10 protein-coding genes are annotated in these 17,910 nt (G+C 38.8%); 3 read left to right on the forward strand and 7 right to left on the reverse strand.

Features of this window, described 5'->3' with window-relative positions; all coding sequences use genetic code 11:
• Positions 1 to 4: 4 nt before the first annotated feature.
• The 5 genes from QUG14_RS08640 to QUG14_RS08660 form a co-directional block, all read right to left on the reverse strand.
• Positions 5 to 1,279: an MFS transporter gene (locus QUG14_RS08640; RefSeq protein ID WP_289340105.1), complete on the reverse strand. Its 1,275-nt coding sequence runs from the start codon at positions 1,277 to 1,279 to the stop codon at positions 5 to 7.
• Between the two features lie 134 nt (positions 1,280 to 1,413).
• Entirely contained in the window at positions 1,414 to 3,318 is a 1,905-nt protein-coding gene (locus tag QUG14_RS08645) for an alkyl/aryl-sulfatase (protein ID WP_289340106.1), read from the reverse strand.
• Between the two features lie 143 nt (positions 3,319 to 3,461).
• The gene (locus QUG14_RS08650; RefSeq protein ID WP_289340107.1) at positions 3,462 to 4,670 is read right to left on the reverse strand and encodes an iron-containing alcohol dehydrogenase; all 1,209 of its coding nucleotides are present in this window, start codon (positions 4,668 to 4,670) and stop codon (positions 3,462 to 3,464) included.
• Between the two features lie 45 nt (positions 4,671 to 4,715).
• The gene (locus QUG14_RS08655) at positions 4,716 to 6,236 is read right to left on the reverse strand and encodes an aldehyde dehydrogenase family protein (RefSeq protein WP_289340108.1); all 1,521 of its coding nucleotides are present in this window, start codon (positions 6,234 to 6,236) and stop codon (positions 4,716 to 4,718) included.
• Between the two features lie 60 nt (positions 6,237 to 6,296).
• The gene (locus tag QUG14_RS08660) at positions 6,297 to 7,808 is read right to left on the reverse strand and encodes a long-chain-fatty-acid--CoA ligase (protein WP_289340109.1); all 1,512 of its coding nucleotides are present in this window, start codon (positions 7,806 to 7,808) and stop codon (positions 6,297 to 6,299) included.
• A gap of 136 nt (positions 7,809 to 7,944) precedes the next feature.
• On the opposite strand from QUG14_RS08660, the gene QUG14_RS08665 reads away from it, so the two are divergent.
• Complete coding sequence (locus QUG14_RS08665; protein ID WP_289340110.1) at positions 7,945 to 8,865, forward strand: LysR family transcriptional regulator; 921 nt, start codon at positions 7,945 to 7,947, stop codon at positions 8,863 to 8,865.
• Positions 8,866 to 9,092: 227 nt separating this feature from the next.
• On the opposite strand, the gene QUG14_RS08670 is transcribed toward QUG14_RS08665, so the two are convergent.
• Together QUG14_RS08670 and QUG14_RS08675 are read right to left on the reverse strand one after the other, a co-directional pair.
• Positions 9,093 to 10,670 carry a phytoene desaturase family protein gene (locus QUG14_RS08670; RefSeq protein ID WP_289340111.1) on the reverse strand — a complete coding sequence of 526 codons (1,578 nt, stop codon included), beginning with the start codon at positions 10,668 to 10,670 and terminating at the stop codon, positions 9,093 to 9,095.
• 298 nt (positions 10,671 to 10,968) lie between these two features.
• The gene (locus tag QUG14_RS08675; protein WP_289340112.1) at positions 10,969 to 15,105 is read right to left on the reverse strand and encodes a S8 family serine peptidase; all 4,137 of its coding nucleotides are present in this window, start codon (positions 15,103 to 15,105) and stop codon (positions 10,969 to 10,971) included.
• 274 nt (positions 15,106 to 15,379) lie between these two features.
• On the opposite strand from QUG14_RS08675, the gene QUG14_RS08680 reads away from it, so the two are divergent.
• Positions 15,380 to 16,288 (forward strand): LysR family transcriptional regulator, encoded by a 909-nt coding sequence (locus QUG14_RS08680; RefSeq protein WP_289340113.1) that lies wholly within the window; start codon positions 15,380 to 15,382, stop codon positions 16,286 to 16,288.
• Between the two features lie 118 nt (positions 16,289 to 16,406).
• Entirely contained in the window at positions 16,407 to 17,903 is a 1,497-nt protein-coding gene (locus tag QUG14_RS08685) for a spore germination protein (protein WP_289340114.1), read from the forward strand.
• The last annotated feature ends 7 nt before the right edge of the window (positions 17,904 to 17,910 follow it).

Genomic DNA, 17,910 nt, shown 5'->3' on the forward strand with positions numbered 1-17,910 from the left:
CCTTTTATAAATATTTTACTAATTTATTTTCACCCATTTTTGAGACTCGTTGTTTTGGTTTTCCGAAAAGGAATATGAGGATTGCTGCTAGCACCATAGCTACAGACATTCCATAAATGGATGTATCAAAACCACCTGGTGGATTTGTACCAGAATTTTGAATGAGTTGCCCAAAAATAACTGGAGCAACAATACCGGATGAAGACATAATTCCATAATAAGTACCTGCCATCACACCCTTACGCTCGGGGAGTAAACTGATGACTACTGCCGGATTAAGTGTGTTGATGGTGACAACTAATGTGTTTACTAGCGAAAGGATGATGATAATGGAACCTGCTCCATTCACTAGAGGATAAAGCGCGTATAATACACCTGCTAGAACCACACAAATACCAGTAAACAAAACTCTCGACATCCATAAACTTTGAGTTTTTTTGAATAAACGATCGGAACAAAAAGCAAGGAAGATTCCTAAAAGTGCCCCAATTAATCCGGAGATGGCAATCACATTGGCTGCCTGTTGTTCAGATAATCCCTTTACTTTGATTAGATATGCAGGATTAAAGGTAAGTCCGAAGACAATAATTGAATAGGCGATAAATGCTACTAAGACTGTTAAAATAAAAATAGGAGATCGTAACGCCTTCCAGACATCTTTCCCATTTTTGTCTTGTTCGTTTTTCTGTCTACCTTCATCTTCTTCTAATGAATCATCTGCTCTAAGCCTGCCTAGCCATAGCCAAGCTATTAACCAGAGAAAGCTACAAATACCAGAAATAAAAAATGCTTGTTTCCAGCCGTAATTTGAAATTAGAAAAACCATTATTGGGGCTGTAACGGCTATGCCCACAACATTGCCAAAATTTATTATCGATATGGCAAGAGCTCGCGATTCAGGTTTAAACCATTTACTAATATGACTGACGGCAGTTGCAGAAAAAGCACCCTCTCCAGCACCCAGTAATACTCTACTAAATATCAATAATGGTAAACTTGAAACAAACAGCACCATCGATTGAGCGATTGTCCAAATAATCGCCATAATAGCTAGGAGCTTACCTGTGCCCAACCGGTCCGACAAAGCACCGCCTAGTATTCCAGCTATGGAGAACAACCAAAAAAAACTACTAGCTACTATTCCAAACTGAGTTGAGGTAAGATCTAAATCCTTCATAATATGGATACCGGCCAATCCCGTAATGGACTTATCAGCAAAATTAACAATGGACATAATAAAAAGTGCAAGTAAAATAATCCATTTCGCCCAACGTTTCATCAAAGATCCTACCTTTCATTTTTTGATTAAAGCCACCATCATACCTTAGGTGAAAAATTCACCTGCAAGGCCTGCCTATCGAGCACGAGCAGGTGCATTTTGGAAAAATAGAATCATATTTATTATTTTTTTTATTAAGGCGTTACGATATTGATAAAACGGTCGAACTCATCTAAGAGTGATAAAAATTCATTCAGTTTCGTTTGGTCACCAGAAATCAGTAATTTACCTGATGCTACTGCTTGTTCAGGTGAAAGAAGACCCAGGCCAATTCCATAAAATATTAATTGATTAAGAGTTAAGGTAACATCCGGGTTAGCGTCTACCATGCCTTCTTTATAAATCAAAACAGCATTTTCAATATAAATGGCATATTTTTGGTTAGAATCTGATAGAGTTACATTCAACGTTATTTTTTTTCCATCTGCTTTTGGTCCGTTTAATTTAACTGCCATCAGTTTTAAGAAATCATCTACCGGCATATGGTGAACGATTCCAGAAACATCTAATGGGGCATTATCTTTATTCATTCCATTTCTTAGTTCGGATGCACCAACAAGATAAATATTCCGCCAATTGGCTGATTCCGCTTGGTACCCTAATTGTTCGAAGGCATCAGCTAATAAATGTTTGGCTTCGGTATTTTCTGGGTCGGCCATTACAACGTTTTTTAATACCTGCGCTACCCAGCGGTATTCCCCGTTTTCAAAGTCAGCTTTTGCTTTTTCCAAAATCGCAGCCGCTCCACCCATGTATTCTACATATTTAAGACCCGCTTCTACTTGTGGTAGTGGATCTAAATCTGATGGGTGTGCACTATAATAGCCTAAGTAAAAATTATATATCCCCTTTGCATTATGCTTTAAGGTACCGTAATACCCGCGATTGCCCCAATACATATCCAAGGATTTTGGAAGCTTGATGGTTTCAGCTATTTCTTCCATCGTTAACCCATGATTTGCTAACCGCACAGTCTGGTCATGCATGTATTTATATAAATCGCGCTGCAATTTCAAATGTCCTAAAGCCCGATCTTTGCCCCAAACAGGCCATGCATGGATCATAAGTAAGGCATCAATCTCTTCTTGTTCAAATAAATGAATCGTCTTATCGAGTGAATTTGCCCAATGCAGGGCATCCCGTGTTTTTGCACCTCTTACCGTATAAATTTGGTGCATTAATTGATTTGCGTTCTCTGAAACAAATAATGCTTTGCAGTCTTTGATATAAAAATGCATTTCAGCTGGTGCTTCTGTGTTTGGCGTTAACAAAAATTTGAAGGTTACCCCATCAATCTCCATGGTATGGACCTCGTTTTCAATTTCAAACGTAGGCAGCGCAAAACTCATCGTCCCAGAACTCATAGTAGAACCAATGCCGATAGAAACAGAGCCTGTCCTGCCATCTGGTATATTTTTACCAAACTGATACTCGGCACGGCGCGCCATGATGGTACCTAAAAGGACATTTTCACTTAAGGCTTCTTTCGTAAAATGCTGCGGAACAATAATTGGGATCGCCGGATCAGCGGCATATTTTAGAACAGCTTGAATTCCCCCAAAATGGTCCGCATGACTTTGACTGATAATAATAGCTGAAACGGGCTTTCTTGGACGATGTTTATAATATAATTCCATTGCAGCCTTAGCGGTTTCCGTACTTGCTGATGTATCACAGACAATGACTCCTTGTTTACCTTCAATAAAGAAAGTGGTGGCGATGGATTGTCCACGAACTTGATAAATACCTTCTACTACTTCAAATAAACCGGATATAGCCTGTAATTGTGCATTTCGCCAAAGACTTGGGTTCACGGTTTCTGGAGCAGAGTCGTCAAGAAATTCTAACTGATTCATGTCCCAAACGACTTCCCCAGATTGATTTTTAATCGTGCTAGATTCTAAAGGTGCAATAAAACCGCGTTTTGCGTCTATGAAATCCTGTTGATCTTCGAAATTTAATGATTCATAGACTGATAGATTTGCCTCTTTTGTAAATGAAGTGGCGGATTTATTTGGATGAGATATTTTGCTTTTCATAAGAACCTCCAAAGATTGTTGTTTTTTCATTCACTAAAAAAGGAAAACACTTTTGACTTCCTGGCAATCATGTCAGGTCCACGACCCTACATTCACAGGAGGTTTCAAGTGTTTTCCGTATTACAAGATTGCCGATGTTCGGTTTAAGCCTCTATAGCTTTTAACTCAAACACTTCATTTACCACTTTGGTGATAATCTGTGCTGGTATCTTGAAGAAAACTCCTGCTGGGTCATGGTGAACTGCCGGCACTAATAGATGCAGCTTATCTTCGTTACATTCAAATTCTGCAAAACTGTCAGGTAAATTTACCGCTTTGCGGAGATCTCTTATATATTCGATCACTTCCGCTAAACATTCTTCTGGTTGTTCTGATGGATTGACAATACCTAACGCTTGCGCAAATCCTGTGATTCGTGGCAAGTAGTATCCAGGCAAAGATTCCATTACGTTTGGCAAAAGCACAGCATTCGCTAGTCCATGCGGAATATTGAATTTTGCCCCTATCGCATGTGCCATATTGTGAATGGGAACGGCATTCAGACATAAACAAAAAGCAGAAATGGCCATTGAACTTGCCATCAGCATATTCGCTCTTGCTGAAAGATCGCCTCCGTTGTGTACCGCAGTCTGTAAATGATCAACAATCATACGAATCGATTGCAAGGCATAGGCATCTGTCATCGGATTGGCCTTTGGTGAAAAATAAGCTTCCACTGCATGTGTCAAGGCATCAAATCCTGTAAAGGCAGTGATTTTAGGAGGAAGTCCTAACGTTAAATCCGGGTCTAGTATCGCCATATCTGCATTGATAAATGGATGAAGAAGGTTTGTTTTCATTCCAATTTTTTCATTAAGAATAACCGCTACTGGTGATACTTCAGCACCCGTTCCCGCCGTTGTTGCAATTGCTACATGCGGAATCGGAATAAATTGCGCCTCCGGCCACCATTCCATTACATTTCCGGTAAGCAGCGAGTCACGGATATCATCCAGACCTTTATGAATCATCCACTTGATCCCTTTAACTGTATCTAAGACGCTGCCTCCGCCAAGAGCAATGAAGGAATCACCGTTGCACTCTTTAAAGAAACGGGCTCCGCGATTAATGATTTCACCTTTTGCATCCTGTTCAATCTCTTCAAACACTCCGACTAGCTCTGGTGTCCCAGGCATGAGTTCAAACAATTCTATAATTTTCTTTGTAATTCCGGCTTGGGTTAACCCTTTATCCGTATAAAGCACTGCTCGTTTACCGCCAAGCCCCTTAATCATCTCAGGAAGCAACGTTCTAGATCCCGCCCCGCTATTGACAACCGTTCTTACAGAAAATTGAAAAAATGATATCGACATACAGTCACCTGCTTTTTTAGATTTTTATTAATAAATGGATCTAAGTTATCCCAATAACATTTGATACCATGTTCTTTGGCTTAGTTCAGGTACTAGTGAGCAGTGGACATGCTTGACTTGAGAATATTCGTCCAACGCATGACGTCCTAGTTCCCTGCCAAACCCGCTTTGCTTGTATCCGCCAAATGGCGCATCACTTCTGAGCATGTGCCAATCATTGATCCAGATCGTACCAGCCTTTAATTCACGGGCTATTTTCATTCCTTCGTTCACATCCTTAGTCCAAACACCACCTGCTAATCCATAAATGGTATCGTTCGCTATTTGAATTGCCTCTTCAACAGTGGAGTAACGAATGACGGAGAGAACAGGACCAAATATTTCTTCTCTCGCAATCTTCATATCATTATGAACATCTGCAAAAATAGTAGGTTCAACAAAATATCCATCTTCAAATCCTTCTACGATTCTACGCTTTCCACCGCAAACCAATCGCGCCCCTTCTTGAATACCGGATTCAATATACGAAAGAACGGTATCCAACTGCTGCTGTGATACCAGCGGACCCATACCTGTCGCGATATCTAATGGATTTCCAATTGTAATGGTGCTTGCAAGCTTCGATAATTGTTCAATGACTTGTTCATAAATGGATTCATGTACAAGAACACGAGTCCCAGATTCACAAATTTGTCCAGAGTGCGATAAGAAACCGAATAAAATTCCTGGAATGGTAATACTCAAGTCCGCATCCGGCAACACGATTGCTGGTGATTTCCCCCCTAACTCAAGCGTTACGCGTTTCACCGTTCCGGCTGCCATCTGCATAATACGGCTACCGACTTCTGTAGATCCGGTAAAAGCGACTTTGTCCACACTTGGATGGGTCACGAGTGCTTCTCCAATGCTCGCTCCAGGACCAGGTACAACATTGAATACACCAGCTGGTATTCCTGCTTCGGTAGCCAATTCCGCTAATTTCAATGTAGATAATGGCGTATTGGAAGCTGGTTTGACCACAATAGAGTTCCCCATTGCTAACGCCGGAGCCAATTTCCACATAGCCAAGATCATTGGAAAATTCCAAGCGGTAACTGCCGCTACAACTCCAATCGGTTCCCGCCAGACCTGGTTATTGCTTGGTCCAGGGAATGGTAAAGTAGGAAGGGATTCGACATAGGGATACTCAACTGTGAACTTTGCTGTTTGCTGTAAGAGATCAACAATGGTTAAGATGTCCATGTTTGAAATACGTCGTAGTGTTGCTCCTGAACTAATTGATTCTAAGTACCCCAATTCTTCTGCATGTTCCAGAATCTTGTTTCCAAATTGGATGAGTACGTTCGCACGTTCTTGAGGAGTTTTTTTAGACCATACCCCCGAATCAAAAGCCTGACGTGCAGATGAAACGGCCGCCTCCACATCTTCTTTACCGGCTTTTGCCACCTTTGCTGCGATTTCACCGGTTGCAGGGTTTACTACCTCAAATGTTTCTCCGCTTATCGCTGGTTTCCATTCCCCGTTAATAAAGAGTGGAAATTCCAATGTGTGCACAGCTGCTTTCATAGCCATTCCTCCTTCTTATTTCAAAAAACATTCTTATTTTAAAAAAAGTACCTTATGAAACTACTTAACTTCCACTTCTTCAACACGCAAAGCTCTTCTTAAAATCTTACCTGTGCTATTTTTAGGTAATTCCTTCATAAATTCCATTTGCTTTGGCAGCTTGTACTTTGCTAGTTTGTCTTGGCAGAAGAACAGGATGTCATCCATCGTTATACTTTCATCATTCATGACTACGAAAGCTTTCACGATTTCTCCGTATTCTTTATCACGTATTCCGATCACAGCACATTCCACAATGGCCGGGTGTTGGTATAATACTTCCTCCACTTCTCTCGGATAGACATTGTATCCGCCAACGAGGATCATATCTTTTTTACGGTCAACGATATAAATGTATCCGTCTTCATCCATTCGAGCTAAATCTCCCGTGTAAAACCATCCGTCTTTCAAAGCAGAAGCCGTAGCTTCTGGCATTCCCAAATAGCCCATCATCACATTTGGACCTTTTACAATTAATTCACCGATTTCTCCACTAGGAACTTCCATTCCATTGTGATCGACAACTTTATTCACTACTTCCGGTATATCTAAACCCACAGAGCCTGGTTTACGTTTTCCTCTTAACGGATTGAAGGCTGTCACGGGAGCCGTTTCAGAAAGACCATATCCCTCTAAAATGGAAACCTTATACTTCTCTTCGAATCTATGTAATAATTCAACTGGAATCGAAGCACCTCCTGAAAAACAAGCCCGAATCGATGAAAAATCTTCTGCTGTCGCTCCTGGAACCTGTAACAGAAAACTAAACATGGTGGGAACTCCGGCAAATAATGTTGCTTTTTCTTTTCTAATAGTGTTTATTACTTCGGTTGGGCTAAATTTCGGAACAATCACTATGGCTGCCCCGCACGCAATCGGAATGTTAATGCAAGTTGCTATACAAAACACATGAAACATAGGAAGAACCGCAATGATACGATCTTCTTCGGTGAACTCAGCAAGCTGGGACATCGAAGCAGCATTGGAAGCCATATTTCGATGAGATAGCATGGCGCCTTTCGGTTTACCTGTTGTGCCGGAGGTATAAAGAATGACGGCCAAATCGTCTTCTTCAATGGAAGGGCTTTCAAATTTTTCTGTTGGATCCAGAATAAGACGCTCCCAAGTCCATTCGAATTGTATTGAATCAGTGTAGATAACCATTTTCAAATGTTCTAGTTTCTCTCTCAATGGAGATAATGTCGCTTCTAAAGACGAATCGGCAATCACAGCTTTTGCTTGGCTATTCGATAAAATATAGGATATTTCTCCTGAAGTATAGGAAGGATTTATCGGGACTACCACTGCACCTGCTCGAAGAATCCCATAGTAAGCAATGACAAACTCTGGACAATTCCCTAGCATAATCGCTACTTTATCTCCTTTTTTGATTCCTCCAGCCGCTAACCCGGCTGCAGCAGAATCTACATAACTATCAAGTTCTGCATACGTCGTACTTTCATACAGATACGTATAAGCGGTGCGATTTGGAAATCTTGCTGCACTGTACTTTAAACTCTCATTTAAATTCATACTTTCTTCCTCCTTTTAAATTTTTTAGAAAATTATTAATTGCTTGAATTTAGTATATATATAATTTACACTTAAATAAATCAACCATTAATGAAGTTAATATAAGCTGAGCTTCTATATTAAAAAGGAGAAACCTATGCATATTGAACAATTGGAATACATTGTAAAGGTTGCAGAAACAGGGTCGATTTCAATAGCTGCAGAGAAGCTCCATGTTTCACAATCGGGGATCAGTCAATCCATTACTAGATTAGAAGAGGAGTTGGGTGTTAAATTATTTACTCGTCACCGACGACTCGGCGCCGTTCCTACTCCTGAAGGCAAAACGTTAATTAAAAAGGCATACGAGGTATTAGTAAGACTTCAAGAATTTAAAGAGGAAGCCCAATCCTTCAACAGTGTTATTTCAGGAAATTTAAAGCTATCATCGATCCCTGGCTTTATGTTGTTCCTGTTAGAACCTTTATCTTCCTTTAAAAACGCTTTCCCAAATGTAAATATAGAAATCTCGGAAAAAAGCACACAGCACATTATTGAACATGTCGAAAATAACCAGATTGATATTGGCCTCATCACGATTTACGAGGAATTAATAAAAAAAAGAGAAGATTTGCGATTTGAAGTCATACTCGAAGGAAAGATGAAGGTGTATGTAGGCAAAACGTCACCTTTAGCGTTAACTAAATCGATCACCCCCCAACAATTAATGTCACAAAACGTGATTTTATATAATGGTGATTATGTGAAACGCTTTGCGAATGATTTAATGAGTCATTTTGGTCCTATGAATATTTTATTTACCTCTGATAATACCGAAGTCATAAAAAAGGCAATTTTAGAGGGATTAGGAGTCAGCTTCGGGCCAGATTTTTCTCACAAAAATGATCCTCTTGTAGTAAGCGGCGAAATCGTTCCAATCGATATCATCAATTACGAACAGGAAAAAATAGGTGTAGGCTGGGTACGCTCGGAGAATAATCATTTTTCTATTAACACAAAGAGGTTTTTAGAACACTTTAATTTCCATTCCCGCATGCTGGCATATTCAACAAAATGATTATTAATAGAGAAAACACCCATCCAAAAATGTAACGGGTTTACTTATGAAATGCCAAACGACAAAAAATAAATCAAATCACAAGAAATCAGATCGTTTCCGTGATAAGATTCACAGTTAAATTCACTTCAAAAAGACTTAGAGGAATATCTCCTCTAAGTCTTTTTACCAATTCATGCGTCATACTTGTGTAATTTAGACTGGATTGTGTTCCATTAGTTAATGTCTTATTGTGTTAATAGTTTCTGAGCCACTATATACCCCGATCCACCATTTACCCCATGTCCGGGCCAAGTTGCGGCTCCGAGCATATACACATTAGGAATTGCTGTCTGATGACCCGGCTGCCCTGGTAATGGTCTCAAAAGATAACTCTGGCCTAAATCATGTGCACCACCGTACGGATCCCCCGGACCAGCATTCGGGTTATACTTAGCAATTGTGTCTGGTGTGACCACGTATTTTCCAATAATCGCACTTGGGATGTTTGGTATATGCCTGCTGACCACGTTAAGCACGCGTTCAGTAAATCGCTCTGTCAATTCATGAGACCATGTCCCATCTCCCACATCGATGAGATTTGCCGCATCCCCGCTTGGTCTTATAGGTACTTCCAGCACTTGAATACGCATGATGGCCTTTCCTGATGGTGCCCGCGTAGGATCAAGATTTGTCGAACAGTCTACGGTAAAGGTCGGATTTGACGGAAGCAGATTAGCTGCGCCTTGGGCAATAGCAAGGGTAAATCCATCTAGCCCATCTGTTAGATGTGGCTGACCGACACGATTAAACCGCTTGTCCGGCCAGTTTGGCGGCTCACTCAGAGCTAAATGAATTTGCACACATCCTCTGCCGTATCGATACTGTTTTGCTTGCGCGCGCAGTGGTGGTGATATTTCGGTATCGGCTAAAAGCGAGAGATACAGCTGATCAGGTGTGGTGGAGGCCACGACCGCGTGTTTGGCACGGTATTTTTTCCCCTTTGAGGTCCTTACGCCAACTGCTCTACCATTTTCCACTAATATCCGCTCGACCTGATTCTTTGTAAGAATTTCCCCGCCTTGGTCCATGATTAGCTGAGCTAATGCTTGAACTAACTTCTCGCTGCCGCCCTCCGGTATTGGCATTCCGCCACCCATCAATGCCATCACGGTGAGCGGCACCCAAATTCCACTTCCCACCTCATCCGGTGTGCGGCCAAGGTGAGTGACCCAGGAAGCAAGCATTGCCCTCGTCACAGGTGACTGAAGCGAACTAACCGTATTACGGGCCGTTGAAACGAGCGATGCAGCAAATGGTGAATAACCCACGCCGCCTTCTTGATGAAGTAAGCGCTGGATGATAGGTGCAGCTTCTGGACTGGAAAGATCCATGTTAAATAACCCAAAAACATCGTTTACATAAGGATTTAACTGTTCAAACATGCCTGCCAGCACCGTGCCATCACCAGGAGCCAACCGTTCCACCTCAGCAATGAGCTCCTCAAAGGAAGTAGGAAGGACCGATGTTCTTCCGTCTTCGATTGAAACGCCAGTCGGCAGGTCTGTATTTAAATAGCGAAGCCCGCGTGCTTCTAAGTCCTCTCTTAACTCTGCGTAAGCTGGTCCGGTTGTAAAGAGCGGATGAGCAGCAGCATAGACATCATGTTTGAAACCTGGCAGTGTCAGCTCTTCTGTGCGAAGAAATCCTCCTGGACGGTCATTTTTTTCTAAAACTAATACACTTCTCCCGGCCCGTGTTAAATAGGCAGCCGTTATTAACGCATTATGGCCGCTGCCAATAATAATTACATCAAATTTTCCCATCATATCTCTCCTTTTACGATATCTACGTAAAAGGATATTATGGTTTTTAGATATTAAGCACTAAATCTAGGACATTTATAAAAAATATTTCAGGACGTCTCTACCATAAAGAAGGCACTCAAAATATGAAATCTTTAATTTATGTATTAAGTACTTTAAACCTAGATATATCAACATAAATACACACGCTATTTCTAGTGTGAAATAGCGTGTGTATTGGTTTGTTATTTGCTTGTTTGCACCCCAGAAGTAAACCAGCTACCAAAAATGAAGGGAGTTTTCTTTTGAGAATCAATGATTAATTAAAACGTGCTTTTAAGTCTTCTAGAGTAAGTTTATCTGTTTTTTCAACTGGCTTATTGGATGTAGGGAAGTACGGATTGATGGACATGAAGTTCTTTTCGACATAATTGAAGTCAATAATATCAACGACTCCATCCTTGTTAAGATCTTCTTTCAATCTATCCCCTGAAATTCCAGCATTATTTGCCACAAGCTTTGCGTCATAAATATCGATTACATGATCTCCGTTGACATCTCCAGCAGCAGCCGTATCCGTATAGACATTATAGAAAATACCTTGGACTACTCCATCGATCGTCCTGCTTAAAGTTACTTTTTTGTTGTATTGGAAATGGCCTGGAATATCGACAACTAATGTATATTCTTCACTCGTTGCAGGAATATCCGTTATCGTCATATACCCTCTATTTGAAATATCAGCAGGGTACTTTTTACCTTTTTTATCCACTAGATAAGCTTTTGTCCCAATCTTTGAATAGTCTAAATCATAATTATCAAAATTAACTGCTTCACCATGATAGTACCCTTCGAACCATGAGTGTTGGGAAATGAATTTAAACCTTTCAGCAAACGTTGGTAAAGAAGACTTACTACCAGAGCTTGTTTGATATGAAGATTCTTGATAATAGAATGTACTTTCTACCATGTAATTATGGTCATCGACTACTTTTAATGTTATATCCAATAAATCAATATCATCATTAATAGAAACTGGTAATTGTGTCTTTTTGTCTGAAATATCTACAGCAAATGCTGAAATATTAGACCACGTGCTTTCTGTAATTTGTGGCTTTGCGACATTAATAGTCCAATTATTTTTCTTAGCAAGATCCTCTAACTGTTTTGATGGCTTAACGTCTACAACCTTATAATAATTAGGGACATCGATTGTAACAGAAGCGCTTGTTAAATCTTTCGCGTTTTGAACCGTAAATTTATTTACAAACTCTGATCCAAGACTTACACCTTTTGTATTGTTTTTTAATAAGGAATATTGATCTCCTTTATCAATAAAAGTAAATTCTGGGAAAATCGGATTTCCTGCTGTAGCGTAATCATAGGTATAGATTCTTACATTTGTTGGATAGGTTGCATATTCTTCTGGTAAAACACCAAATTTAAATTCACCATTTGCATTTGGGAAAAATTCAGCTGTTGGCCAAAAAGAATCTTGATAAGCGTACGCGGTATTTGCCTCTTGAGAGATGTCATGTCCTCTACTTTTTAAATAGTCAATCGTATCATCATACAATTTTCCATGTACCCAATATGCTGTATAATCTTGTCCGTCATAACTTTCAGTTGTTAAATCTGAACTTGAAAGTTCTTTGATTCCTGTTTTCTTATCAAATTCCAAAGTTGGAGCTGTATTATCGATCACCATGTCATTATCGATTTTATATGTTTTACCATCTACCCCTGTACCAATATAAGAAACAATGTATTTACCTTCTTTAAGTGGTTCATATTCAAGTGCTAAAGGTTTATTCGGATCACCTGTAAAATGTTTTACTTCACCTGAAAATCCGAAAAATATAAAGTAATCCGTATCAACTGACGCATTTTCTAAATTGAATGTGCCATAAAACCCAATTGGTTTTCCTTCTAGATTGCTAACCACTACATCAATCGTTTTCATATGACTATTTAACTTGAAACTGACTGGTGTAAACGGCTCGATGTATGGATGAAAGTTACTAAGGTCATTCGTAATTGCATGTTTAAAAAATTCTAGTTTTTCGAAACCAGGTTTAGAATAACGAACATGGAAAGGAATTTGATATTCTGCAGTTTTCGACTCATTTTCTATATAAATATATCCCTGATATATACCAAATTCTGCATTAGCGGGAATTGATATTTCTGCATTCATAGTTTTACTCTCATTACCATTCACTTCAATCGATGATGGTAATTGAAGCGTCACACCATTCTTACCAGCTTCCTTTGAGACACCATCGATTGTTAAAAATTCAACTCTAGTATGATATGCTTCTAGTTCACTACTTAAATTTTTAATAGAAATCGATGTTGCTCTATTTTGAGTCTCACTTGATTGTGCAATACTACCAAAAGGGATAGATCCTGAAATGTCATCGATTTCTATTTTTAATCCATTTTCATCTAAGGTAGTCGTCTTATTTTGTACTTCAAATAACGTTGTATTGTGGACTGCCTCATAAGCATCTACACGTCCTGCTCCAACTTCATTCACATTGTACGTACGACCTTTTAAAGGATCAGCAGTATTCATAAGCGCTGCCTTTACATCTGCAACTGTATATTCTGGATGAGATTGTAATAATAAGGCTGCAACTCCAGCAACATGTGGTGTTGCCATGGATGTTCCACTTAAACTTGCATAACCACTAGAATAATCGACACCATCTTCTGGGCTATTAATATATTCTGGAACAGTAGACAAGGTGGAAACCCCAGGTGCTACTACATCTGGCTTAATATCAAAGTTATTACTAACTGGGCCACGTGAGCTAAAATCAGCTAATACATCACCTGTAGTCATATTTGACTGTAAGTCTGTTAATTTAAGTTTAACTGTAGGCTCTGCTTTTAATTTTTCTGAAAGTTTTACTCCGTCTGCCTGTAACATTTTAAATGTTGGGACATAACCATGATTTTCACCTAAGAAAAATGGAATTTCGCCATCTTCGTTATTGTAAAGTAAAACTGCTGATGCACCTTTTTCATGCGCACGTCGGATTTTTTCATCAAACGAGATAGTGCCACGAGAAATTAATGCCACTTTCCCATTAACGTCTTTATCAATATAATCATCTTCTGTACCAATTCCTACCTCAACAACATCAAACTCTTTATCTATTAACTGTAGATAATCTTTACCAAGACCATGCCCCATTAAAGTATTTTGAACTGAAATTCCGGCTAAACTCGCCTTAACGGTTGGAATATCAGTCGGTACATCACTTGCACCAACAGTGATTGCTAGTGGAGAAGCACCTGGTGAACCTAACGTACCAGGATTTGGCCCTGCATTTCCCCCAGCTATAACGGGTATTACCCCTTTTAATGCTGCATTGTTGATTGCTACAGATGTAGCGTCTAAGGAATGATTATTACTATTACCTAATGATAGATTAATAACATCCATACCATCTTCTACAGCTCTTTCTATACCTGCGATAACCGATGAATCATATCCTGATCCATACTCACCTAATACTCGATATGCATACAAGTCAACATTTGGAGCTACACCAGTCATGGCATATTCAACATCATTTTTAGGGTTAGATGCGATGGTTCCAGCAACATGAGTTCCGTGTTCTGTATAGTATGCACTACCATTTATCGTTTCAGGTTGACCAGATGCAAGCCACTCTGCTCTAGTTGTTTCCATTGGATCAGAGTCATTTTCGACAAAATCATAGCCGCCTTTATAAACATCTTTTAAATCAGGGTGATTATAGTCAATCCCTGTATCAAGTACTCCGACTTTTATCCCTTGTCCATTAATATTTTCAGCGTGTAATTTATCTACGCCTAGATGAGGGAGTGCAGGAGGTACTACTTTGGAAGGTGAATTTTCCTCATTTATAGACTCACTCTTTGGCAGAGTGATCACATTATCTTTCCAAATGCGTTTCACAACACCTGTTTCAAGAAGCGTGTTAATTTGATTGGTTGGAATCGTCATTGCTACACCATTAAAAACATTTTCATATGTATGTTTTATTTGAAATGGTATCGATTCTTTGGATGTTGATTGATCAGCCTTCTTTTTGTTGAAAAGTTCAACCACGCGACTCTTAAAGTATTCTTGTTCCCCTCTAATCTTTTCTTTTTTCTTTTTAGATGCGTCCTTTGTTATTGCCTGTTGAGTGGTTTCAACGGGTGATGTTTTAAGTTCAACAATAACATTTGCTGTCTTTTCCTTTAATGACAATAACTTCGGATCAATAATAAAGCCTTCCTGAGGTGTTAATCTCTTAATAGACTGTCTATGTTCTTCAGATAGTTCCTTTAAAATCGCTTCAGCAGAATTCGTTATAGCATATACTTTAGGTTGAGGTGAAATATATGAGGTTACAACAGATGATGCCATTATACCCGTTACCATCATACTCAGAAATTTCTTCTTACTCTTCTTCATCCTTAGACTCTCCTTCTTCCTATCAAATTTCTGAAACTATTAATCTATCAATCTTTTTCCAATAGAAAACGCTTGCAATACTAGGGAAATTAAGAGAACATAAACTAAGCAAGAAGCGTTCTGCCTACTATCCTTTCTATTTATTTAAAATTTAGAATTATTCAAATTAATTGTATAACTACTAATTTACTTAGTAAATTTAAGGTTTGTAATAGTAACTTCATAATTTTTAATATAAAAAATACTTGAGGGTAATGTTAAAAGGTGGTCATTTATGCACATACAAAAACTAGAAGTACTTGTTGAAGTAGCTAAAACAAGATCCATATCAATCGCATCGCAAAATCTTCATATGAGTCAATCTGGTATCAGCCAGACCATTACTAAAATAGAAGAGGAGCTTGGAATCAAAATATTCGTACGATCTCGCCTTGGGGCCATATTAACACCTGACGGAACTAATATTGTAAAAAAAGCAGATGAGCTTTTGTTAAAATACGAAGAATTGATGAACGAGGCTCGAAAAAGTTCAGAAATCCATTCTGGTAAGCTACGAATATCTACAGTACCAGCTTTTATAAACTTTTTATTAAAACCTTTAAAAGAAATTAGAAATCTGTATCCTCATTCCACCATCGAATTTTTAGAACAAATCACGGAATCTACAGTTGAATTTGTACGGCAGGGTAAAACAGATATCGGCCTAATCTGCCTCTATGAAGACATATTAAAGAAAATTGAGGATTTACATTTCGAGGTAATCCTTGAAGGAAAAATGAAAGTTTATGTTGGCAGTGACTCGCCTTTTGCAAGTAAGAAGACCATAACCCCAGAAGAAATACTTCAGCAGGAGGTAGTCCTATATAACGGTGATTATATAAAATGGTTCATTCATCATTTTCAACTTACATTTGGTAAAATGAATATATTATTTTCATCAAACAACACGGAAGAGTTATTGCGGTCAATTTCAGATGGTTTGGCCATTAGCTTTGCGCCTGATATCGTTATGAAAAACAATCCACTTGTATTAGCAGGTAAAATTGTTGATGTCGATATTATTAATTATGCACCCATAAATACGGCTCTTGGATTCATTCATCAAAAGAAAAAACGACCTTCTGAAATTGAAAGGCACTATATTCGCTTTCTTAAATCTGAAATGAATAAATATTTTACTTGACGCCATATTCAACATTCGAATAGGGCATTTTTTTAATTGTTGTTTACCATAATAATGTAGAAAGAATAAATTTCCCTATTTTACACATAATTAGAAAAAACATTTTAGAGGGATAAAGATGAACTTAAAAAATGGCGATAAGGATAAAGGTGAGGGCTCAAATAAAAAGAACGATCGAAATTGGCTTGAACGATTATCAAAATCGAATGATTTCGTTCATGAGCATACATCATTAAAAGACGAAGCACCATTTTGGATATCTTATTATCGCACCCTCATTTCATCAGACATTTTACATCAAGATGTTCTGCCCTATTTAAATGAACATCTTTCACTTGAAGAATTAAAAACTAGAATCCCTGTTCAAGAGATTATTTTTACAAGGGATGATGATAAAATCATCGAAAACATTTTGAATGGGTCCTTAGCTATCCAAAAGCATCAATATGATGAGGAATGTTTATTAATCAATATTGCGAACAATAAATTTCGAGATGTCGGCATGGCAACGATGGAATCCTCGGCACTAGGACCGCAGGTTGGGTTTATTGAAGAATTAGACACGAATATCAATCTAGTTCGAAAAAGATTGCCTGTTCTAGAACTGCTTGTTAAAGAAATGAAGGTTGGAGAGCTATCCAAAACAAGAGTAGCTGTACTTTACATGGATGGAATTGCTGATCCTGAAAATGTAAACACGGTCATCCAAAGAATAAAGGATATTCAATATGACCATATACAGGACAGCTCTTATATTGCATCGATGATTGAAGACAATTCTAATTCTTTATTTCCACAATCGATATCAACGGAAAGGGTTGACCGAGTTGCCGCTGGACTAACAGAAGGAAAAATAATCATTGCAGCAGATGGTTCACCGAATCTTGTCATCCTCCCAGTTACCTTCATGGAATCTTTTATTGCAATGGAGGATTATAGTTATTCCTGGATCATTTCAAATTTCTTCCGTTTATTGCGACTTACGGCTATGTTTCTATCTACAATGATAAGTCCTTTGTATGTAGCCATTATGACCTATCATTATGAATTGATTCCTGCACGTTTACTAGATACGCTTGTAGGCTCTAGGGCAGCTGTTCCTTTTGCCCCATTCTTAGAGGCTCTTTTTTTAGAATTAATGATTGAAATGGTAAAAGAGGCCGGAATCCGTCTGCCGCTTAAGATCGGACAATCCCTCGGTGTTGTAGGTGGTATTGTTATCGGGCAGGCTGTGGTGGAAGCCGGATTAACGAGCAATGTATTGCTTATTTTAGTAGGACTCGGATCTTTAGCTTCCTACACCTCACCTGTATATAAATTTAGTAATACGATTCGGTTTATCAAGTTTCCAGTCATTTTTCTGGCCCAATGGTTTGGTTTGCTTGGGGTGTTTTTAGGCTTCCTACTCACACAAATCCATTTACTGCGGTTAACGTCACTTGGGCGACCATATTTAAGCCAGTATCCTATCCGGAATACTTCCTTTCAAGATTTATGGGTAAGGCTCCCTTTTTCGATGCAAAAAGAAAACCCAACAACCTTGAGACCTCAAAAGAAGAGGAAATCAACCGGTACAGGAAAAAAAACGGGGCCGGCGAACGATTTTTATGAATAAATCGTAA

The organism is Neobacillus sp. CF12 (genome assembly GCF_030348765.1).
Lineage (GTDB): Bacteria > Bacillota > Bacilli > Bacillales > Cytobacillaceae > Neobacillus.